We start from the raw sequence: 21,177 nt of genomic DNA on the forward strand, positions 1-21,177 counted from the left end.
GAGGCGGTACTCACCCCGTGCTCCCCGCGCACGCGAGGGTGGTCCCTCGATCTCGTCGAGCTCGTCGACCAAGCGCTTGGTACTCCCACCGCACGCGGGGATGGCCCCCAGGCCTGCGAGCGCAGGGCCTCGTAGAGCGGCTCCTCCCCGCGGAAGCGGGGTTGGCCCCCACAAGAAATACCTGACCGAGGCCGCCCGGTACTGCTCCCTGCGCGTGCGGGGATGGACCGCGCCCCTTCTACCCCCGCCGCAATCCGGCGCCCGTGGTGGCGTTCAGCTCCCTACACTGCTGGGGGTGGAGGAACAGGAGATCATCGGGCTCGGTTCCATGGGACGGCTGTGGATCGTGGGCGAAACCGTGCGGCGCGAACGCGGGCCCCACAGCGACACCATCGCTGCCCTGCTGAAGCACCTCGAGAAGCGCGAATACCCCTACTCTCCGCACTACCTCGGCGTCGACGAGCACGGACGCGACATCCTGAGCCGGGTTCCTGGCGCACCCGTGCCGACCTTGCGCGGCGACAAGCAACTCATCGACGTCGGCCAGGCCGTGGCAGGCTTTGCCGACGCCGTGCGCGATTTCCGCGCCCCGTCCAACGCGACCTGGCGTAACCCAGAGGGTTGGCCCCTGCACGGCGACACCGTGATCCACAACGACATCGCGCCGTGGAACATGTTGGAGAACGAGGTCGCAGGCGCTCCGCGCCTGTCCGGGCTGGTCGACTTCGACTCTGCGCGACCCGGCCGCGCCATCGAAGACGTCGCCTACGCCGCCTGGCACATGGTCCCGCTCCATGACGAGCCCATGGGAGACGGCGCCCCTCCCCCGCCCCTGACGGAGCGTCCCCGACGGCTTCGCCTCTTCGCCGACGCCTGCGAGCTGACCGCCCGGCAACGAGCACGCCTCGTCGACGAGGTGGCCCGCGTCCAGGTCACCCAAGCCGCGCGGGTCGCCGCCGGCGCCCTGGGAGACGAGGCAGAGACCTCACACCACTGGAACAACGGACGCTTCGCAGCCAACACCGCGCGCTCACTGCTGTGGCTCGACCGCCATCGCAACGACCTGGAACAGGCCCTACGGGCGCTCTGATCCGACGTGTCAGCTACTCATACCCGGGTACCGGTGCACCGGACGCCGGACGGGCGGCGCGTTTGGAAGCGAGACAGTAAGCCACGGACGAGAACACCATGCAGGCGAGCGCCGGCAGGAAATACGGGCCGATGGAGAGGATGCTGATCCCGACCATCGCCAGGATCGCGACGCTTGCGAGTCCGGTGCCGATGTGGCGGTAGCGCTCGGGCACGAGAAGTGGAAGCAGGGTTAAGGCCGTGACGGCCCCGCCCCAGGTGAACCCCTGCGGCACGGCAAGAACGAAGCCGAGGATCAGGGCACCCGCGCCCGCCAGTACCGCAGCGCTGATCAGCGCTGTCTTCCCTGCCCTGGCCCACGTGGCGTGAGCGCTCCGTGGAGGGTGATCAGACACTTCGAGGCCAACCCCAATCGCTCGTCCGGCCCAGGTTGCACTGGGAGCCCCGAGCTACGCCGGTGATCCCGATTGCACCGGTGGCCCCGCAAGGGGAACGTAGTTTTCGGTCTAGCACTAAGCCGATCGCCCTACGGCTCGGTCCATGCTTCGGGCTATAGACCGAGCTATGGCCGAAACTGTGACGCGACCCGTCACTCCATCACTCGTTGGCTCGAGCTAAACGCCGGATGCGGGTGAGGGGGCTGGGCGGCCCAGCCCTCTCACCGATCCTAGGAGGCGACTCTGGGGTTGCGGACCACCGAGGCGATAGTGACGACGGCGCCCGCGATGGCGACCGCGCTCCCGGCGGTGACCCACGCCTGCGCGTCCGAGTAGAGGGCGAAGGTGGCGAGCGCGAGTCCACCGGTGATGGCCAGGAGACCGCACCGCATGACGATCGCCGCCTTCGTCCGACCTCTGGACCTGATCAGGAACACGAGCACTCCGAGGACGACGAGTGTGGCCACGGCCAGGAACGCGCTTGCGGCCAAGAGGATCGTAGAGCTGTTCATTGCCTTCTCAGACTCGGATTCGGATTCGGATTCAGGCATTCGAAATGAACGTACGTGCATCCACGATGGACCCCAGCGCACTGTTCCGCAGGAACGGCCCCCGGCATACTGGGCCCGTGACCGCTTCCCCTGGCGCTCCGCCCCACCTGTTATCCGCACCTGCACAACTTGCAGAATTCCGGGTTACTCGATGGTAGGAGTCCAGGTCAGCAAGGGTGCTCCCCGCACGCGCGGGGGTGGTCCCCACGATCACTAGTAGTGCCTCGGTGTGTGGAGGTGCTCCCCGCACGCGCGGGGGTGGTCCCCGCTGGCCGAGGTCCTCAACGCCTGGGCCGGCGCCCTGCCCGCCAGTGCTCCCCGCGCACGCGGGGATGGCGCGCACCGCGACGGACGGAAGCTCCCATGTCTTCGATTGACGACCCAGGCACCCCCGACATGATCGTCCAGGAGGCGATGGCGGAGCTGGCCAACGAACTGGTCGGCGCCTACACGCGGGATGCCGAAGCTGCGAACTCTCCGGAAGAGGGGTGCACCCGACACTCCTCTAACAGTAGAGACAGCCAGCAGGAAGAGGACTAATAAAACTTTCCTTCTTCGGCTTCGATTTGAAAAAAACTTTTGAGAGGATGCATCCACATGACCAGCGGAAATGATGAAGCATCAAGAGCCCTCGGCGAGTCGGTCAGTTGACCTTGACCGAACCCGGACACCCCCTATCTCCTGATGGAATCTTGACTTAACCTGAGGGAGTAATCCCCCACAAAATCCCCCGAGGTTCGTCTTGAGAAAGCTTCCCTGTGCTGTCGCTCTTGCACTGACTTCATCTATGCTGGTTCCGCCGAATGCGCAAGCAGATGAGACTGTTCCTGCCGTTCCTGTCGAGTCATACGAAGTAGAGACAAATGCTGTCCATCTGAGCTGGTCCGAAGTTTCCGGTGCGGCAGAATATGCTGTATTCGAAGAGATCCCCAAAGATTCCTCGATCGAGGCTGGTGGCGCCCCTGTCTACCGGGGCCAGGACCTGGAGTTCAAATACCAGGAGCTTGAGGAGGGGGAAGTGGTTCGACTTCGCCTCCTCGCCCTGGACTCCGAAGAGAATGTTCTCGCCAGGAGTATGCTGAGAACATCAACTCCGCGAAGTGGAGAAAAAGGAGGGGATATATCTTGGATTGCAGATTCCAATCAGCTCGAAATCAAGTTGGCATCCTCTATAGGGGAATATGTAGATGGCCATAGACCTACTGTAGAAGCAGATTCGCAGGGCCTAGTTCAGGTTACCGGGGAGAGCGAAATCGTGCTGCGCGATGAGGAGTACTCAGGGGAGAAAGTGCAGTACCAAGTCTCCACGGAACATGGTGCCCCTGCAGAGGATATCGGGCATGCATTGGCTTGGGACGATGACCCGGGGGACGTGGGCCTCAACTGGAATATCGAAGTTCCTGGTTTCGGTGAAAACTCCCAACTTACCCTTTCGGGAGAGTCGGAGAACGTTAGGGAAGCTTTGAGCTTCGGCACTTACGGCATGACGCTCGCTTGGGACGCCTTCATCGAGGACCAATACGTTGCTCTCCCTGCTGTTTGCGTTTCTGAGGAGGCGGAAGGGAACATCCACCTGGGCGGGGACGATCGTGGATTCGGAATGGATGATTATGCCGGGTTCGGAACAAGTAGAGTCAACCTGGCCTCGACTGTTTCGTTCATGTGGCCACAGTATGAATACAATTCAGTCACTGGGGACATGGAGTTCACTGGGTTCTCTGACCCGAGCACCAGTGGCTGGCGTCGTATGGGAATCTCGAGTGCTTATGAGGAGCAGCCGGATGGGAGCATGAGCTTTGTGGCGGAAGAGACGGCACCGATTGATGAACTGGAGTACGAGGAGATCGGGGTCAGTCAAACATCCGCTACGTTCGAACTGACGGCCGATGCGAGCCTGCCTTTGTGCCAGGTGTTCGGCGTGTTTGATGCTCCCGCCATCAACATTTTCGTTCATGCTGAATTGTATTCAGATGGATCCTACGGAATTAACGGATCGAGGGACGCAGCTCCAAGTCATCAGTCCGCACTCACTCGGACTTACGGCCCTGTGTATCCGACCCCCAGTCACGAGGATTCGCAAGAAGCGATAAATAACCCTATGATGCGATGCATCGAGCGGCACGAGAACCGGGGATTCATCTGGTTGGCAGCGCCCTCTGAGCCTTTCGATTTCATCGAAAGCCAGCCGGACGATTTGGATCCGGGGTGTTTCTAGACAACTCTCAATGAGTGCCCCCGGCTTGGGTCGGGGGTACTTATTTTTATGGCTAGGATTCTATTGCATGGCAAGAATTTCATGAATGCTGATGATGTTCCTAAAAGACTGGTGCTCTCAAGGGTCGCGACTGGGAGCTCGATGCATTTCTTCCTTCTGGCATTGACGCCCATTCAGGTGTCTCAGCGGATTGAAGCCATCCAGGCCCTCCTGATAATTGCGTCCCTGTTCGTCATGTTTCTCATTTTCTCCGCAGCTTCGATGCTTGTCGCTTGCTTGGCTCGAAAAGGGAACCCTCGCACAGCAGAGCTCTATTTTTCGTCAGCAATGACAGCTGCACTTATTTATTCCCTTGCGCCAATCTCCATGGTAGCGACGGACGGGTTTTCCGTTCTGATACTAACCATTAGCGGAACATTGGCGTTCATAGGTTTTTCTGTTCAGTGGTTTCTTATTTGGGCGACTGTGCGAATGGATTTCTCTTTGTGGATTCATGTATTTACGGCCTTGGGGTTCTTCGCTTTGGGGGCATTCTTTTTCCTGTGGGGGGTTTGAGGAAGTCCTCTATCGAGTTCGATCTACCATTGGAGCACTAACCAGTGAGCAACTCGTACCCGGAGTAGCCGGAGTAGCCGGCGTGACCGGCGAGCGCGACGCCCAGCACAACGAGGATCCACACCACGGTCGAAGAACTGCTCTGGGCCAGGTGCTCGTTCAACCGGTGCAGCAGCGGATCCAGGCGCCGGTGCCAGAAGAACCGCGCCAACGTGATCAGCACGGCCGGCAGAACCATCACCAGGTTGTACACACCCAGCCATGCCGCATAGCCGACGACGCCCAACTGCGCGTTCACCAGCATCCCGATGGACACGAGGTAGGGCAGCATCGTCGCGATCTCCAGCCCCACAGCGATCAGGGCGAGCTTCATGACGCTGGCGTTGCCGCCGCCCCCTCCGGCCTCGGTCATCGCCCGGTCCCGCCAACGCTGGAGCCTTCCGGGGCCCGCGTCCTCGTCCCGTCGGCCGGACCGCACACCCCACCAGACGCCGACCGCGACCAGCACGACACCGAGCCCCGCCTGCGCCGACAGCAGCACCGCATCCGGGACCCGCGCGAATGCGTCACGGACCGCGTCGACGACCACGTCCGCCCCGGCGGCGATCGCCAACCCCGCCACGAAGTAGAAGCCCACGACGGTGCCCAGGTAGACCGCCATGCGCCCGAGCCGCACCTTTCCGGGCGCCATGAGCAGCCACAACGGGATCAACAGGGTTCCGAACGCGGTGCTGTCCAGCAGTGCGAGGCCGAGCAGAGCGGCCAAGAGTCCGAGGGTCATCGCTCATCTCCTGAGTGGGCGGGAAAGAGGCGGTCCAGGTACTGGGAGATCACAGCGCGCATGACCTCCGTTCCCTGGTGGGTGTTGGCGACCCCGTTCAGCTGGAGACCGCTCAGCACGGCCACCATCTCCGCGGCGGTGGTCGGGATATCGGTGTCCGCGGCCAGTTCGCCGGAAGCCCGGGCGGACTCCAGGATCGCGCGGAGCTGCTCGATCACCTCGGCGGCATACCGGTCGTGGACCTTCGCCAACTCGGGGTTGTTCAGCGAGAGCTGGATGAAGGCCAGCTCCACCCGGACCTCCCGGTCGCGGTTCTCGTCCAACGGCAGCGACACCTCGGCCAGGCGCTCGATGACCTCGCGCGCCGACATCCCGGGGTCGTCCCAGGGCACCTCGCCAAGCCGGGCCTCGGACCGCTCGTAGACGTACTCGATCCCGAAGGAGAACAGTTCGGCCTTGGTGCGGAAGTAGCGCTGCACCAGCCCGACGGACACCCCGGCGGTGGCCGCGACCTGCCGCAGAGTGGTGCCGTCCATGCCCTGTTCCCTGACGACGTCCAGCAGGGCCTCGCCGACCTGTCTGCGGCGGCTGTCCTCGTCCATGTGCGTGGTCATGAAAAAATAATACAGGCTTATTTTTTGTGCCGGGGATCTGGGAGCCAAGGACGAAGACGAAGAGGAGGCGTTGAACGTGCTCGAGGACTCGAGGGGTCGAGGGGTCAGGGGGTCGAGGACTCGAGGGTGCTCGAGCGTGCGCCTCTCTTCTCCGGCGTCTCTGCCGTGTACGCCGTCCGCCGGTCAGTCAACGCTCAGCCGGTTCGGTCGGCTCAGCCCGCTCAGCCGGCTCAGCCGCGGCTGGGCTCGCGGGACAGCGCCTGGAGCTGCGCAACCCGACGGTCGAGCGACGGATGGGTCGCGTAGATCCGGGAGACGAACCGGCGCACTGGCCCGCCCTTCTCCCCCGGGGGCGCAGACGGCAGGAACTCCAGCGAGGTCAGGGCGGCCAGGGCCGCCGACCGGGCAGGCGCGGTCGGACCGGTGGATGCGCCGCGCAGGTCGGTTCCGTCGGGGATCTGCGTCCGCACCTCCTCGGCCATCGCCGTCAACGCGGCGGCCAGAAGCAAGGGCTGCCCGGTGAGCTCCGCCGCTGCGCGGTCCGCGGCCAGCTCCCGGCGGCGGACGAGCATCCGGTAGGTGAGCACACCGGGCCAGCACACTGCTACGTACAGCAGGAAGCCGGCAATCGGGAGCACGAGCATCACGGCGAGGAAGCAGAAGAGGGCGGCGCGGGCCAGTGCGACCAGCGCAAGGATCCACGGCTTCCACCGTGCTGCGCGCGGACCGGATTCCGGCCCGGAGCCCGGCCCGGACAGCCACTCTGCCAGGCGCTGCGCGGCGGGCGTCCTGGTGACCGGCTCCCACCGGCCACCGGCGATGCGCGCCAGAGCGCACACAAAAACGTCCAGGTGGGCAAGGGCCGTGAACGGGGTGACGGCCGCGTACATCACCCAGCCGCCGGACATGGCCTCGGCGTAGGCCAGGGCCTTCTCGTCCCGGTGGCCGATGTGGGCGAGCTCGTGGGCGAGCACCGGTTCGAGGTACTGCGGGTCGACGTCGGCCAGGAGGGCGTCGCTGACGAAGACCGTGGGTGGTGTGCGCCTGCCGCGCCTGGACGGCCTGGACGGCCTGGACGGCCTGGACATCGCGTTCGGCAGCGGGGACGGGTACCGGCGCAGCTCAGGCCTGCTCTGCCCGGACAGGGCGCACAACCGGTCCACCACGGCGTGGAGTCGGGGTTCCTGGTCGGCACTGATCTCCTGGGTCTCCTCCCTGCCGTCCTTGGTGAGGAGGAGCGCCGTCTCCGCGCTCAGCAGCGCGAGCGCCACCGGGGCCAGACCCAGCCACCACCACGCAGTGCCCAGGAGCAGGGCGGCCACGAAGCAGGTGAGCGCTGCGTAGCCGGCCGCTGAGGTGGCCACCAGGAGCCATGCGCGCAGCATCGGCCAGGCCGACCGGGGAGACCGGGGAGACCGAGGGGACCAGGGAGACCAAGGAGACCGGGGGGATTTGAGGGGGGAACGCACGGGCGGAACCTTACAGGGCGGAGGCGGAGACGAAGGGAGAGGCGGAGGCGGGAGCGAAAGCTGGGCGGAGGCGAAGGCGAAGGCGGTGCAGGAAGGTCAGCGGGACAGCGGGAAGCGAGAGGGCGGTGGTTCCGCACGGATGGGGATGAGACAGGCCGAAGCCTGTTCCGTCAGGGCTGGGTCCCGTCATACTGGGCGGTGGCTATGCCTTTGGATCTTCTGGAGCCCTGGGGGTCTGGATTCGCTGGATTCGCAGGGGCCATTTTGGAACTTCGACCTACGTGTTATCCGGACATGCACAACTTGCAGATTTCCCGGTTATCCGCTGTTAGGACTGCAGGTCAGGAAGAGTGCTCCCCGCACGCGCGGGGTGGTCCCACGCGCATGTGCGTCTCCGGGGGGCGAGGCATGTGCTCCCCGCGCACGCGGGGGTGGTCCCCTGAACCGGTCGATGCTCGCCATGCCGAGCGGGTGCTCCCCGCGCACGCGGGGGTGGTCCCACGAGGAGGCTGAGCTCTAGCCTGGCCGCGGCGGGCGCGGTGCTCCCCGCGCACGCCGGGGTGGTCCCCTGCACGTGACCCACCGAGGGAGCCGAGGCGGGTGCTCCCCGCACGCGCGGGGGTGGTCCCGGCACCCGCACGATGGAGGCCAAGGGGTGGGTGGTGCTCCCCGCACGCGCGGGGATGGTCCCCTCTCGATCTCGGGCGGGTCGATGCCGACCCCGTGCTCCCCGCACGCGCGGGGATGGTCCCTCACCGTCTGCCCGGTAGCCCGGGTGATGTAGGTGCTCCCCGCACGCGCGGGGGTGGTCCCGCCCGGTGCCGCTCGTGCTGCCCGGCTGTGTGGTGCTCCCCGCGCACGCGGGGGTGGTCCGAAGGAGTGAGAGGACACCCGGACCTTACGGTCGTGCTCCCCGCGCACGCGGGGGTGGACCCTCATCCCGATCGCCCAGGAGAAGATGTGACCGATCTCCGCACCCAGCATGAAGCCACAGTCGCCTATGACGCCCTGAACGACAGCGCACACGCACTTCAGGCCCGCTACATCTCCCTTTCCCGCGATGCGCTCGGCGATCCCCAACAACAGGAGGCCTGGAACGCGCGGGTACTGAACGCGCGCGATGCGGTGGCTGAGGTCGACCCCGACAACCTGAAGGCCATCGAAACCCTGACCGAGCAGTTCCGACGTGAACTACGCGAGCTCAAGGACGCCGGGTGAAGGCCAGCTGCGCGCAGACCGGGGTGCAGGCCCAGGCCCAGGCCCAGGGCCGGCGCCGAGTCCGTGTCATGTTCAGTGCTTCCCGCCATGCGGGCATGGCACGATGCGCGCGGCCGTCTCAGGACTCTTCACGAGCGCTCCCCGCGCACGCGGGGGTGGTCCCATGAGCAGGTCCGCGGCTACGGAGCCCTTCATGTGCTCCCCGCGCACGCGGGCGTGGTCCGGACTGGTCCTGGGCACCTCGATGTACAAGGCGTGCTCCCCGGACGCGCGGGGATGGGGATAGGGCCGGGGCGGACTCCAATGGTGAAGGCGCCGGAGAACACTCTGCACGCGCATGGTTGATCCCTGGCGCGCGACGTCGGCCGGCAGACCGGTTCCCTGAAAAACCACGTCGGCCTTGGGTTCCTCAGCCGACGCCGCGCGTTCCTGGGGTCCTGAGGATCCGCCACGCGCGGGCCCTACCAACCTGGGGCTCCGACGGGGGTACTCGCCGCGCATGCGCTCTACAAGCTAGGACCACAGCTGGCGCTGCTTCCGCAGCATGCGCCGCTGGCACCGCTTTCAGCGGTTCCGCTACTTGCGGCGCTTCCGGTGCTTGCGCAGGTTCACCGTCACGACGTTCCCGTCCGGCACCGTGCGCACGCTGGGCCGTCCACTCACCTGACCGTCGATCGTCGGCGCCCGAGTCACCAGGTGTCCCGGGTTGAGCAACATGAGCTGCTTGGCGTCCTCGGCCAGCGCCGGAAACAGAGTCTGGGTCACCACTTCCATCCCCAGGAACCAACTCAGCCCCGGCTGCCCCTTCTCCACCTCGAACAAGAACACATACCGGTTCCCGAGGTCGTCCCACGCCCGGGAGAACCCCTCCCACCGAATGGTCGCCAGCTGCCCCGGCACCCCGCGGCGCGGTCCCACGACGGGCTCCGCAGAGTGCACGCTCCCCGTATGCGGGCCACTCGACGGCCCGAACATGGAACCGGTGGAGGACGGGGTGGAATCAGAGCCACGAGCGGCGTTGCCGTCAGGGCTCTCAGGGCTCGCCTGGCCCGCAGGACCCGCCTGACCCACAGGGCCCGAGCCCACAGGCCCCTGGGTCCCCTCGGCCTTATCTGCTGCCTCTGCCCCGTCAGTCCCTCCCGCCTGCTCGGACCCGTCCGGCCCTTCAAGGGTCCGCGAGTTCTCCGCTTTCGGAAGCACGACCTCGGTCTCCACACGCGTCCCGTGCTCCCCACGCACCACACGCCGCACCGACGTCGGCAGCGTCAGCGACTTCTCCCCGCGCACCGAACGCGGCCGACGCCGGGACACCACCCCGCCGATATCGGGCAGGAAACCCGAGTTCACGTTCCGCTCCGGGACGCGCTCGGTCAGCCGCACCTGCTGCACGGCCATCACCACCTCCGACAACAGCCCGCGCAACACCTTCTTCGGCGCGTGCTCGGCGAGCCACGCGGCGGGCCGGTCGTACGCGCGGGCGGAAAGCACAGCGGCCAGCGCCTTGCGCCCACCTTCACGGCACAGCGCGAACGCGCGGTCCGGGAAGCCCTGCGAGTCCAGGAAGGCCAGAGCACGTTCCAGATCCGCCTCGGTCTCCACCACGGGCGGACGTCCGGGCGGGAACGGGGAAGGGCGGTCGGTGCTGTCGATGCGGGAGGTGTTGTCGACACGGTCGGTGTGATCGGGGCGATCGGCTCGATCGGCTCGATCGGCTCGATCGGCTCGATCGGCTCGATCGATGTCATCGGCATCGGAATCGCGGTCAGCGTCACCGCGGTCAGCGTCACCGCGCTCAGCGCCACCGCGGGCGACGTTGCCGCGCCCGGCGTCGTCGCCGTCGGTTCGCTCGACACCGTCGACATGATCGACGTGGCCGAACCCGCCGGCACGATCGGGGTCAGTGGGCTCGACGGCGTCAGTGACCCCGGCAGGGTCAGCCCGGCCGGAACCCTCGGATCCGTCGAAGACGTCGGCGAAGCCGGCTGCACGGGACACGTCGGACGCGTCGGAGGCGTGAGAGGTCTCAGAGGTGCCGGATGTGCCAGGGCCACCAGAGATGCCCAAGGCACCCGAAGCATCGGGGCCGGCAGAGCCTCCAGGACCAACCGACCCGTCCCCGCGCCCCATTGAGGCCCCGTCGTCCAGGCCCAGGTTCACCGCGTGCGTGCGCAGCCACGACCAATCACTCCGCAGCACGATGAGCGCGCACTCCTGCGCACCCAGCACCCGGAACGGCCCGTCGTGACCGTGCTCCACCAGCGCGGTCAGCACCCGGTGCAGGTCGGCGTCCATCTCCGGGCGGTCCGGCCCCGGCGGCGGCAGGGGGTCGGCGGGCAGGTGGTCCAGTGCCCACACCGCTCCGTCGAACTTGTCCTCGAACAGGTCCGCGCCCAAGACGTATCTTCCTCTCCCCCGTGGTACCGCCCGGCCCTGTGCCTGCGCGGACGACCGGTACCGCCCCTGCAGCGGTCCGCCGGTCCGCCCCCGCTGGTGGTGGCGGCTCTGCCCCACTATCGGTCACGTGCGGTGTTGTCTCAAAGCGGGTGGATCACGCAGCGGGGCGCGGAGCACAGACACAGAGCTGAGCGGGTGGCGAGGCCCACAGCTGAGCGCGTAGAGCGGCGCGCAGCGGGCCACGCCGCGGCGCGGTGGCGGCGCTTCCTGTGCGGGCCGCGGACCAACGGCGTTCCCGTGCTCTCCCCGGAGCGGGACGAGGCGGTCTTCATGTCCACGGCCGAATCCGGCGAGGCGAGCTGGTACTGGGTTCCGACCGATGGTTCCGACGAACCCACGGAGATCGGCCCCGTCTCCGAAGAATCCGAGGGCGGCGTCCCGATCTCCTGGACGTGACCCGAGACCTGACCTGAGGCGTGACCGAACGGGTGTCACCGGAGTGTGTACCGGTGACACCCTCTGCTTTTTCGGCATGGCTGTTCGCTCCGCAGGCAGGTACGCGCGTTGCCGACCCAGCACCCCGTCCGGGCGCCCCAGCCCGGCCGCAGCCGGCGCGCTTTCACGGGGCCACGAGGAGGGGTTGACCTCATTCGGGCGAGCATCTAGGTTCGCGAATAGTACAAACGTTCGTATTACGCACGCAGGGGTGAAAGCGCAGGTCAGCCACGGGTGATGGGGTGCTGGGCTCAGGGCAGGATCGCACCGGGCCGAAAAACACGAGGCCGGAACCCACATCACGCCCCCACACGTCACGCCCTGGCACGACTCGCAGGTTTCGGGGCCGTCGCGGCTGACCGGTCAATCAGCCGGCGCGTCGGGCCGGCGGTCGGCTGACCAGCCGACCGGCAGCCCACCAGACCAGCACAGCAGCGGAGCAGTCGACAGAAAGCCGAGGACCACATGGCACCAAAGACCACACCTCCCTTCCGCGCAGACCATGTCGGCAGCCTGCTCCGCCCCGAGCGGCTGCTCAAGGCCCGCGCCGAGCACGCAGAAGGCAAGATCGACGACGCGCAGCTCCGCAACATCGAGGACGACTCCATCCGCGACGTCGTCCGCATGCAGGAGGAGGTCGGGCTCCAGTCCGCCACCGACGGCGAGCACCGCCGCGGCTCCTGGCACATGGACTTCATCTACCAGCTCGGCGGCGTCACCAAGGTCCAGGACGAACTCAAGGTCACCTTCCACAACGAGAACGAGGACATCGAGTTCACCCCCTCCGGGCTCAAGGTCACCGAACCGATCCGGTCCGAGCACACGATCTTCGAGGACGCCTTCACCTTCCTGCGCGACACCGTCACGCGGAACACCCCGAAGCTGACCATCCCGTCGCCGAGCATGGTCCACTACCGGGGCGGATCGGCCGCGATCTCCCCCGACGTCTACCCCGACCAGGAACAGTTCTGGGCCGACCTCTCCGCCGCCTACGCCGCCCAGGTGCGCGCGCTCGGCGACCTCGGCTGCACGTACCTGCAGCTCGACGACACCAGCCTCGCCTACCTCAACGACCCCTCGCAGCGCAGCATGATCGACCAGCGCGGCGACAACGGCGACCAACTGCACACGCGCTACATCCGCCAGTTCAACGCCGCCCTCGCCGACCGGCCGTCGAGCATGAACGTCACCACGCACATGTGCCGCGGCAACTTCCGCTCGTCCTGGGTGGCCAGCGGCGGTTACGAGCACGTGGCCGAGGAGCTCTTCAACGAGCTCGACGTCGACGGCTTCTTCCTGGAGTTCGACGACGAGCGCTCCGGCGGGTTCGAGCCGCTGCGGTTCGTGCCCGAGGGCAAGTACGTGGTCCTTGGCCTGGTCACCACGAAGAAGGGCGAGCTGGAGAGCAAGGACGAGCTCAAGCGCCGCATCGAGCAGGCGTCGAAGCACGTGCCCCTGGAGCAGCTGTGCCTGTCGCCGCAGTGCGGGTTCTCGTCGACGTTCGAGGGCAACGACCTGAGCTACGAGGAGCAGGTGGCGAAGCTGCGGCTGATCGTGGAGACCGCCGAGGAGGTCTGGGGGTAGAGCGGGGTTCCCGGGGCCGGTGAGCTCCTGCCCGTGCGGTGCCGGCGGATGTGCCGGCGAAGGAACCAGCGGATCTGTCGGCACCGCACCCGTCGCAGGCTCTGGCCGATCGAAGGTGTGGAGCGGGCCGTCCTCCCCGAGACCAGCGTCCGCACGGGCGCGCTAGGATGCCCCGAATGACGCCAGAGCCCAGCGCGGACGCCCATCCGCTCGACCAGCATCGCGACCCGTCCGAGGCAGCCTTCGTTCGAGGCTTGGCCGCCGAAGTGGCGGCCCGCTACGGCGGCGAACTCACGCGGATGCGGCGAGCGAACGGGTACTCGAACGCGACGTGGATCGGCGACGGCATCGCGGTGCGGCTCGCGCACACACCCGTCGACATGGCACGCGAGGCCGCGCTCGTGCACGCCCTGCCGAGAGAGGTCGGGCACCCGGAGATCCTCGGGGAGGGCACCGCCGAGGGACACGGCTGGATCGTGACCGCGGAGGTTCGCGGCCAGAACCTGCACGAGGCATGGCCGACCCTGACAGCCGCGGAGCAGCGACAAGCGGTCCGTCAGCTGTGGTCCCGTGCCCAGGTCGTGCACGACGCGAGCCCTTCTCTCAGTGCGCTCGTCACGTCGCACGGGGGTTTCGTGCCGGCAACGCTCGACGATGCCACCGCGGCCGCCGGACGCGCCTGCGTCGCGCTGGGGCTTTCCAGCGCCCAGCAGTCGCGGCTCCACAGAATCATCGAGGGCTACTTCCAGGCTGCGCCCCTGGTCGAGCGATGTGTCAACCACGGTGACCTCGCCCTGATGAACGCCCTGTGGGACGGCGAGGTCGTCGCCCTGCTGGACTTCGAGTTCGCCGTGCTCGGTCCGGTCGAGATCGACCTGTGCCGACTGGTGTGCGAGGCCCGCGTGTCCGAGGAAGGCCGGCGGGTCGATTCGGAGGCAGGTGCAGCCGCGGTGGAGATCGCCGCCCGCCAGATGGATCCGGTTCATGGTCGCGCGCTCATCCATGGTGCTGCGGCGCTCGACCAGCTCCGCGACCTCGACATCTGGCTCGCCCATGACAGCGCTGAAGAACGGGTCGAGGACTGGCGCCCGTGCCGCCTGCTCACGGACCTGCTCGACGACGAGGGCGGTTATCTCGCGCCCCTGCTCAGGTGAATCGCCACGCTGACGGCCCTGTGGCGCCCGGTCCTGGAGGTGCCCGGTCAGGGGTGGCGACGCCGGCCGTGCGGGGCTGCGCGCAGGAGGGGCCGGGTGGAGAACAAGGCCACCGACCCGAGCAGAATCCGACCCCGGGGCAGGGATCTCGGCCCCGGGGTCGGTTCTGCTCAGGGTGTGATGATCGCGAAGTTCGGGTCGGGTTCGTCGAGCACGCTCAGGAGCTTGCCGAGAACCCCCGGGTCTCCGCTGTGTTCCAGCCCGTCGGCGCTGCCGTTCGCGAGCAGCTGCAACAGCTGTGCCTTGGTGAGTGTGAAGGTCAGATCGGCGTCCCCGGCGCTCTCCCCCTCGGTGGGCCAGTGCACGAAGGCGCCGTTGGACAACTGGGTCCGGTAGCTCTCCCCGAGGTCGGTGAAGGTCCAGTCGATCACCAGTGACGTCCCGGCGGCCTTGGGACCGTCCACCCGGATGGAGACGGTGTCGAAGAGCTGGGTGACGGTGAGCATGGTGGCCATGGCCGATGAAGCGAGGTCCGTGTGCACCACGCCGTCGCGCAGTTCACTGGCCCCGGTCAGGTAGCAGTTGCGCCAGGTGGCGTTCTCCGCACCCTCACCGAGCCGCTGGTAGACCGAGGCGAGCAGCTCCTTGGCGTCGGTGTTCGACGGCTGCGCGAACACGGCGTGCCGGAGCAGTTGGGCGGCGAACCTCAGGTCTCCGTCGTCCGCGTACTCACGGGCCTTGGCCATCACGGCGTCGATCCCGCCGATCGTGTCCACGTACCGCTTGGCGCTCTCGGTCTGCGTGTGCTCCCAGAGCGAGGACGGGTTGCCGTCGTACCAGCCCAGGTAACGCTGGTAGATCGCCTTGACGTTGTGTGAGAGCGAACCGTAGTAGCCGCGGGTGTTCCAGACCGTCTCCAGACCCTCCGGCAGCCGGAGGTCCTCGGCGATCTCCGCGCCGGTGAGCCCCTGGTTGAGCAGACGCAGGGTCTGGTCGTGCATGTAGGCGTACAGATCGCGCTGCTCGGACAAAAGGCGAACGATGTTCTCGCGGCCCCAGGTCGGCCAGTGGTGCGAGGCGAACAGGACGTCGGCGCGGGCGGCGAAGAGCTGGATCGCCTCGTTGAGGTAGCGCGACCAGATCCGGGCGTCGCGGACCACCGCGCCGCGCAAGGTGAGGATGTTGTGCATGTTGTGGGTGGCCTTCTCCGCCATGCACAGCGCCCGGTGTTCGGGCAGCAGGAAGTTCATCTCCGAGGGTGCCTCGGTGCCAGGGGTCATCTGGAAGACGAACCGCACCCCGTCCACCACCTCCTCCTGGCCGGTCCGCGTGATGTCCACCGTCGGCGGCACCAGGCCAGGGGTCCCCGTGGACACGGTCGGGCCCAGCCCCATGCTGACCACCCCCGAGGTCCCGGCGCCCAGGTTCGCGCCCGAGTAGTACATGCCCCTCCGCAGCATGGCCGGGCCGGCGTAGACGTTCTCCACCACGGAGTGCTCCATGAAGCCCTCGGGGGCCAGGATCGGCACGTCGTCCTCGTCCGGATCGATCACGCCGAGCGCGCCGCCGAAGTGGTCGATGTGCGAGTGGGTGTAGAGCAGCCCCGTCACGGGACGCTCGCCGCGGTGCTCGCGGTACAGCGACAGCGCCGCCGCGGCCGTCTCCGCCGAGATGAGCGGGTCGATGACGACGACGCCGCGCTCGCCCTCGATCAGGGTCATGTTGGACAGGTCCAGCCCCCGGACCTGGTAGACCCCCTCGGTGACCTCGTACAGCCCCTGTTTGGCGCACAGCCGGGACTGGCGCCACAGGCTCGGGTGCACGGAGTCGGGGCGCTCGCCCTCCAGAAAGGCGAAGGCGTCGATGTCCCACACCACGCGGCCCGCGTCGTCGCGGACCGTCCCCGGGGTCAGCTTCCCGACGAACCCGCGGTCGGCGTTCTCGAAGTCCGTCTTGTCCCCGTAGTCGAGCTCGGTCATGGTGCTCCGTCCCTCCGAAGGTGCGCACGGGTGCGGTCGGGCTGCCAGGCCCATCCCTCATGCTCCTCGGCGACCGTTCTCCGGGGCTCCGCCGCAACACCAAGCCCGTGCCAACTTCCCAACCGGTTCACCCGAGCAGCGTGGTCACGACTCGGAGTAACGGCTTCGCGCCGTGCGATTCATGCCCAGGGGCCGTGCCAGGGGTCTTCTGTGAGGCCGGCCGGCGCTTCTTCCTCCTCCGGGGCGAGGATCAGTCCGGGGCGACCTCGAAGTCGGCGAAGTCGAAGCCGGGTGAGACGAAGCAGCTGACCAGCGACTCGGAACCTGCGTCCAGGGGACGGGCCCGCTGCCAGGTGTGGGCCGGGACCAGGACCTGGAGGTGTTGGCCGTCCTCGATCCCCGGGCCCAGGACCCGGACGTCGCCGGGTTCCGGTGCCTGACCTGCGGGTGCCGGTACCTGGCCTGTGGGTGCCGGTGCCCGGCCACCGGGTTCCGGTACCGCGCCCGTGCCGCCGAACTCCAGCCGCAGCGGGCCGCCCCGGTTGAAGACCCACACCTCGTCCGAGCGCACCCGGTGCCAGCGCGATTCCTCGCCGGGGGTCAGCAGGAAGTGGATTCCGGTGGCCGTGGCGCGTGTCCCCGGCCGGCTGTCGGGGTTGTCCGGGCGGTCCGAGCGGTCCGGGTGGTTGGGGCCGCCGGGGTAGTCAGGACGGTCCGGGCGGAGCTCCACGCCGGATCGCCACGTCTGCCGGTACCAGCCGCCCTCGGGGTGAGGCAGCAGATCCAGGACCTCGGCCGTGCGGGGTCGCTCCTCGAAGGCGGTGAAGCGGCCCGCGGCGTCGCGGCGGGGGTGGCGCACCCCCACGACCGCCTTGCGCGGGATCGGACCGTAGATGTGCGGGAAGAGCACGTCACCGGAGACCCCGGGCGGCGGGGCGGGGTCGGCTGCCTCCCAAAGCACCTCCGCGTCGACCGCGTCGGTCTCCACCACGAGCACGACCAGCGGCTCGGTCGCCGAAGAGTAGAGCGCATTGGCCACGGCGAGCAGGGTGGGTTCGTCGGCTGAGGCGTGGAGGAACCCCTGGGTGTGCAGGGATTCGGCCTCGACGTCACCGTCGCCGGCGCCGTCGGAACCGTCGGGACCGTCGGAACCGTCGGAGTGCCACCGGGAAAGCTCGGTCAGGTGCAGGACATGAACCATGCGGTGGACGCTACGCGGTCGGGGGTGTCCGTGGCGAGACTCGTGGCGGCTCGGAGGGCTCGGGGGGTCTGGGGCTCGGGGGTCTGGGGCGGCTCGGAGGGCGAGCAGAACTCGGGCGGCCGGCCCGGAGCCGGTCGCCCGAAGCCGGTCAGCCCTGGCCCGCTCGATCCGGGCCGAGGCTCGGTCCCAGGGTCGACCCGGGCCGCAGGCCCTCAGGCCTGCTGGGACGCCCAGGACTCAGGGGCAGCAGGAACCTCAAGCCCTCAGGGCCTCGGCTCCGCAGGCCCGCAGGCCCGCAGGCCCGCAGGCCCTCAAACCGTCGGGCCACAGGCCCACAGGCCCCGGTTCTCAGGAACGGCCGGGCTTGAGCACCACCTTGGTCCAGCCGTCCTCGCGCTTGTCGAAGTGCCGGTAAGCATCCGGCGCGTCCTCCAACGGCAGGTCGTGCGAGACGATGAACGACGGCTTCGCGCGGTCGTGGTGGATGAGGTCCCGCAGCTGCCGGTTGTAGACCTTCACCGGCGCCTGCCCGGTCCCGATCCGCTGCCCCTGGAACCAGAACGTGCCCATCTCGAACGGGATCCGCCCGTTCTGCGCCATCTCGTCCGAGGCCCCGGGGTCCGACGGCAGGAACGCGCCCACGACGCCGATGCCGCCGGTGAACTTCACCGACTCCACCAGCTTGTTCATGGTCATCTCCGGGTGCTCCGTGCCGAGGTGGTCGTGCGCGTGGTAACCGACGCACTCGCACCCGCAGTCCGCGCGGCGCCCCTCGGTGAGGTTGTGGACCTGCTCGACCGGGTCGCCCTTGGAGTCGTCGACGGGGATCGCCCCCATCTCCTCCACCAGACGCAGCCGGTCGGGGTGGCGGTCGACCACCATCACCTGCGACGCCCCCTGCAGGAGCGCGGAGTAGGCGGCCATCAGTCCCACGGGGCCGGCTCCGTAGACGACGCAGGACTCCCCCGGCCTGAGCCCCGCCAACCGGGTCGCGTGCCAGCCGGTCGGGAAGACGTCGGCGACCATTACGTAGTCGTCCTCCTTGTCCTCCGCGTCCTCCGGCAGCCGCAGGCAGTTGTAGTCGGCGAACGGAACGCGCAGGTACTCCGCCTGCCCGCCGGAGTAGGGGCCCATCCCGACGAACCCGTAGGCGGCGCCGGCCATCTCGGGGTCGGGGTTGGCGGTCAGGCAGTACGAGGGCATGCCGCTCTCGCAGTTGCGGCAGAACCCGCAGGCGATGTTGAACGGCAGGCAGACGCGGTCTCCGACCGCGATGCGCTCGACACCGCTGCCGGCCTCGGTGACCACGCCGAGGTTCTCGTGTCCGAGGATCTTGCCCGGTTCGAGTTCGGTGCGTCCCTCGTACATGTGCAGGTCGGAGCCGCAGATGTTGGTGGTGGTGATGCGCACGAGTACGTCGGTCGGGCGTTCGAGGCGGGCGTCCGGGACCTCGTCGACCGAGACGTCGCGGGATCCGTTGTACACAAGGGCCTTCATGGCTGCCTCCAGACCGTCTCCATGACGGGAGCGCGTTGGGCGCGGCCGGGACAGGACCGGGAATGGTCGAGGGCCGCCCCGACGCCCCGAACCGTCATGGCACGGTCGGGAACGTCAGCGACGGCCAGTGTTTTCCGACCGCACTCACGGCCCTGTTCGAGAGGCGCGGGGACAAAACGGGCTCACGCGTCAAGGATTGCTGACCTCGGGAGCGGCGAGGGCGGGGCGGGGCTCTGCTCAGGCGCCGGGGCGGGTGTCCGGTGCGGTTTCGGGGAGGGGGCCGGTGCGGTTTCGGGGAGGGGGTCCGGTGCGGTGCCGGGTCCGCCGTCAGGGTTCCCCGGCTGCCCCGGCCGGACTTCCTGACCCGGGTGGAATTCCTGCCCCGCGTGGGTCGGGTGGATCGGGTGCCCGAGCAGCTCACGCACGTGCTCGTCCCGCACCCTCCCGGCGGCGTCCGCGGCGCACACGAGTTCCGAGACCTCCCCTGCCCCGGCGTCCAGGGCCTCCGCATCGGCCAGATGGCGCAGGTAGTCCGGGGTAGATTCGTGTGCCTCCTCGCACTGCACCCACTCGCGGTGAGCGGCCAGCGCGCGGTCGAACACCCGGCCGTACTCGCGGATGGAGTCGACGCGGCGGCGGACCGCATCCTCCACGGCCTCCAGGTACTCGCGTTGGGGGCGCAGGGCCTCCCGGACCCGGTCAGACTCGGCGCGCTGCCATCGGCGCAGGTGTGCGCGGCGGAGGGTGCGTTGGCGGGCGAGGAGGCCGGCGATGCGCCACTCCTCCTCGTGCAGGACCGTGAGGGTGCGGGCGGGGTCGGTTCCCTCGCCGAGCTCGTGGGCGTGCTCGGCGACTCGGTCGATGGTGTGTTGCACGTCGAGGAGGAGGGGGTGATCGGCCTCGTTCACGTCGTCCGGGGCGACCACGTACTCGTCGAGGTGCAGGTCGAAGTGGTGGGAGGGACGAGGCGGGTGGGGGGAGTGGGCCCGATGGGAGGGGTGGGATGGGTGGGATGGGTGGGATGGGTGGGAGCGGCGGCAGGAAGGCGGAACGGAGATGTAGTCCGAGAAGTCCAGGAAGTGGTCCGAGTGCTGAGCGGACGTGTGCCCGGGTGCCGCGTGCGTGCCGCTACACGCGGGCGTGCAGGTACAGGCGCGCGTGTGGGCGTCGGGGCAGGTGTCGGTGCAGGCGTCCGTGGAGGTAGGGGCGCTGAGGTCGGCCGGAACGCCGGTCCGGGGCTGCGCACGGGATCGCCTGCGGAGTTGTTTCCTGGCCTCGGTTCGAGTCTCTGCGTGGGCTTCGGCGCGGGCATCAGCTCGGGCGTCTGCGCTGCTGCGGGAGGTGAGCCCGTCCGCGGCGACCATGGCGGCGAGGCCGGCGAAGACCAGCCAGGGCAGCCCGGTGGCGGCGGTGGGGTCGAGCACCCAGATGGGGACGGCCGCGAGGGTTCCGGCCCCCAGGAGGGCGCCCGAGACGCGCACGACCGGGTTGGCCTCCCCGCGCACGAGGAGCGCGATGGTGTAAGCGACGGCGGTGATGGTCGCGATCACCATGGACAGGTACCAGCCGCCGAGGGCCGTGGTGAGGGCGAGGGTGAAGCCGACGCTGAAGAGCTGTGCGGCGCCCTCGCGGAGGCGCGACGGGCGGGGATCGGGGCTCAGGGAGCGGTAGTGGGCGGAGAGGACCTCCTCCCGGTGTTCGGGTGTGAGAGAAGGGTCGACGACGGGTCGGGGCCGGTGGACGTCCTCGCACATGGAGCTCATGGGCGGTCCCTCGGAGGCTGGGTCGGGGATGGCGGGGAAGGCCCGAGGCCCGAGGCGTTGGCCGGGTGAAGGTGTACTCGGGGCTCAGGGTCCAGGGTCCGGCTACGGGCGGAAGAGGCTTCGGGGCGGAGGATGTGCGGATGGGATCGGTGTGGCTGGGTGTCGCTCGTGTGGCCTACGC

General features: G+C 68.2%; 17 protein-coding genes. 7 read left to right on the forward strand and 10 right to left on the reverse strand.

Features of this window, described 5'->3' with window-relative positions; genetic code table 11:
• The first annotated feature begins 295 nt into the window (after positions 1 to 295).
• Entirely contained in the window at positions 296 to 1,090 is a 795-nt protein-coding gene (locus tag IDM40_RS28655) for a phosphotransferase (RefSeq protein WP_216630880.1), read from the forward strand.
• 13 nt (positions 1,091 to 1,103) lie between these two features.
• Here IDM40_RS28655 and IDM40_RS15695 read toward each other — a convergent pair whose 3' ends face one another.
• Together IDM40_RS15695 and IDM40_RS15700 are read right to left on the reverse strand one after the other, a co-directional pair.
• Complete coding sequence (locus tag IDM40_RS15695) at positions 1,104 to 1,304, reverse strand: hypothetical protein (RefSeq protein ID WP_193122753.1); 201 nt, start codon at positions 1,302 to 1,304, stop codon at positions 1,104 to 1,106.
• 452 nt (positions 1,305 to 1,756) lie between these two features.
• Positions 1,757 to 2,038 carry a hypothetical protein gene (locus IDM40_RS15700; protein WP_193122754.1) on the reverse strand — a complete coding sequence of 94 codons (282 nt, stop codon included), beginning with the start codon at positions 2,036 to 2,038 and terminating at the stop codon, positions 1,757 to 1,759.
• Between the two features lie 826 nt (positions 2,039 to 2,864).
• Here IDM40_RS15700 and IDM40_RS15705 point away from each other — a divergent pair.
• Together IDM40_RS15705 and IDM40_RS15710 are read left to right on the forward strand one after the other, a co-directional pair.
• Positions 2,865 to 4,292, forward strand: coding sequence for a hypothetical protein (locus IDM40_RS15705; protein WP_193122755.1), 1,428 nt, complete (start codon positions 2,865 to 2,867; stop codon positions 4,290 to 4,292).
• Positions 4,293 to 4,373: 81 nt separating this feature from the next.
• Positions 4,374 to 4,847 (forward strand): hypothetical protein, encoded by a 474-nt coding sequence (locus IDM40_RS15710; protein WP_193122756.1) that lies wholly within the window; start codon positions 4,374 to 4,376, stop codon positions 4,845 to 4,847.
• A 37-nt stretch (positions 4,848 to 4,884) separates the two neighbouring features.
• On the opposite strand, the gene IDM40_RS15715 is transcribed toward IDM40_RS15710, so the two are convergent.
• The 3 genes from IDM40_RS15715 to IDM40_RS15725 form a co-directional block, all read right to left on the reverse strand.
• Positions 4,885 to 5,628, reverse strand: coding sequence for a GAP family protein (locus IDM40_RS15715; RefSeq protein ID WP_193122757.1), 744 nt, complete (start codon positions 5,626 to 5,628; stop codon positions 4,885 to 4,887).
• Positions 5,625 to 6,242, reverse strand: coding sequence for a TetR/AcrR family transcriptional regulator (locus tag IDM40_RS15720; RefSeq protein ID WP_193122758.1), 618 nt, complete (start codon positions 6,240 to 6,242; stop codon positions 5,625 to 5,627). The genes IDM40_RS15715 and IDM40_RS15720 overlap by 4 nt, the downstream gene beginning before the upstream one ends.
• Positions 6,243 to 6,472: 230 nt before the next feature.
• Positions 6,473 to 7,627 carry a M48 family metalloprotease gene (locus tag IDM40_RS15725; protein WP_193122759.1) on the reverse strand — a complete coding sequence of 385 codons (1,155 nt, stop codon included), beginning with the start codon at positions 7,625 to 7,627 and terminating at the stop codon, positions 6,473 to 6,475.
• A gap of 1,044 nt (positions 7,628 to 8,671) precedes the next feature.
• On the opposite strand from IDM40_RS15725, the gene IDM40_RS15730 reads away from it, so the two are divergent.
• Complete coding sequence (locus IDM40_RS15730; protein WP_193122760.1) at positions 8,672 to 8,929, forward strand: hypothetical protein; 258 nt, start codon at positions 8,672 to 8,674, stop codon at positions 8,927 to 8,929.
• Between the two features lie 576 nt (positions 8,930 to 9,505).
• Here IDM40_RS15730 and IDM40_RS28245 read toward each other — a convergent pair.
• A complete protein-coding gene (locus tag IDM40_RS28245; RefSeq protein WP_235997646.1) occupies positions 9,506 to 11,323 on the reverse strand; it encodes a hypothetical protein in 1,818 nt (605 codons plus the stop codon).
• Between the two features lie 195 nt (positions 11,324 to 11,518).
• Here IDM40_RS28245 and IDM40_RS15745 point away from each other — a divergent pair, with 195 nt between their 5' ends.
• From IDM40_RS15745 to IDM40_RS15755, 3 genes are all read left to right on the forward strand, one after another.
• Entirely contained in the window at positions 11,519 to 11,779 is a 261-nt protein-coding gene (locus IDM40_RS15745) for a hypothetical protein (protein ID WP_193122761.1), read from the forward strand.
• Between the two features lie 504 nt (positions 11,780 to 12,283).
• Positions 12,284 to 13,402, forward strand: a complete 1,119-nt coding sequence (locus tag IDM40_RS15750; RefSeq protein ID WP_193122762.1) for a 5-methyltetrahydropteroyltriglutamate--homocysteine S-methyltransferase — start codon at positions 12,284 to 12,286, stop codon at positions 13,400 to 13,402.
• A 176-nt stretch (positions 13,403 to 13,578) separates the two neighbouring features.
• Positions 13,579 to 14,556, forward strand: coding sequence for a phosphotransferase family protein (locus IDM40_RS15755; RefSeq protein WP_193122763.1), 978 nt, complete (start codon positions 13,579 to 13,581; stop codon positions 14,554 to 14,556).
• A 170-nt stretch (positions 14,557 to 14,726) separates the two neighbouring features.
• On the opposite strand, the gene IDM40_RS15760 is transcribed toward IDM40_RS15755, so the two are convergent.
• From IDM40_RS15760 to IDM40_RS28660, 4 genes are all read right to left on the reverse strand, one after another.
• Entirely contained in the window at positions 14,727 to 16,535 is a 1,809-nt protein-coding gene (locus IDM40_RS15760; RefSeq protein ID WP_193122764.1) for an alkyl/aryl-sulfatase, read from the reverse strand.
• 250 nt (positions 16,536 to 16,785) lie between these two features.
• Positions 16,786 to 17,736, reverse strand: coding sequence for a cupin domain-containing protein (locus IDM40_RS15765; RefSeq protein WP_193122765.1), 951 nt, complete (start codon positions 17,734 to 17,736; stop codon positions 16,786 to 16,788).
• 348 nt (positions 17,737 to 18,084) lie between these two features.
• Positions 18,085 to 19,233, reverse strand: coding sequence for a glutathione-independent formaldehyde dehydrogenase (locus IDM40_RS15770; RefSeq protein WP_193122766.1), 1,149 nt, complete (start codon positions 19,231 to 19,233; stop codon positions 18,085 to 18,087).
• Positions 19,234 to 19,415: 182 nt separating this feature from the next.
• On the reverse strand, positions 19,416 to 20,996 hold the full coding sequence (locus tag IDM40_RS28660) for a hypothetical protein (protein ID WP_268959345.1): 1,581 nt from the start codon (positions 20,994 to 20,996) through the stop codon (positions 19,416 to 19,418).
• Positions 20,997 to 21,177: the final 181 nt, after the last annotated feature.

Origin of the sequence: Nocardiopsis coralli (genome assembly GCF_014892575.1) — a bacterium.
Taxonomy (GTDB): domain Bacteria; phylum Actinomycetota; class Actinomycetes; order Streptosporangiales; family Streptosporangiaceae; genus Nocardiopsis; species Nocardiopsis coralli.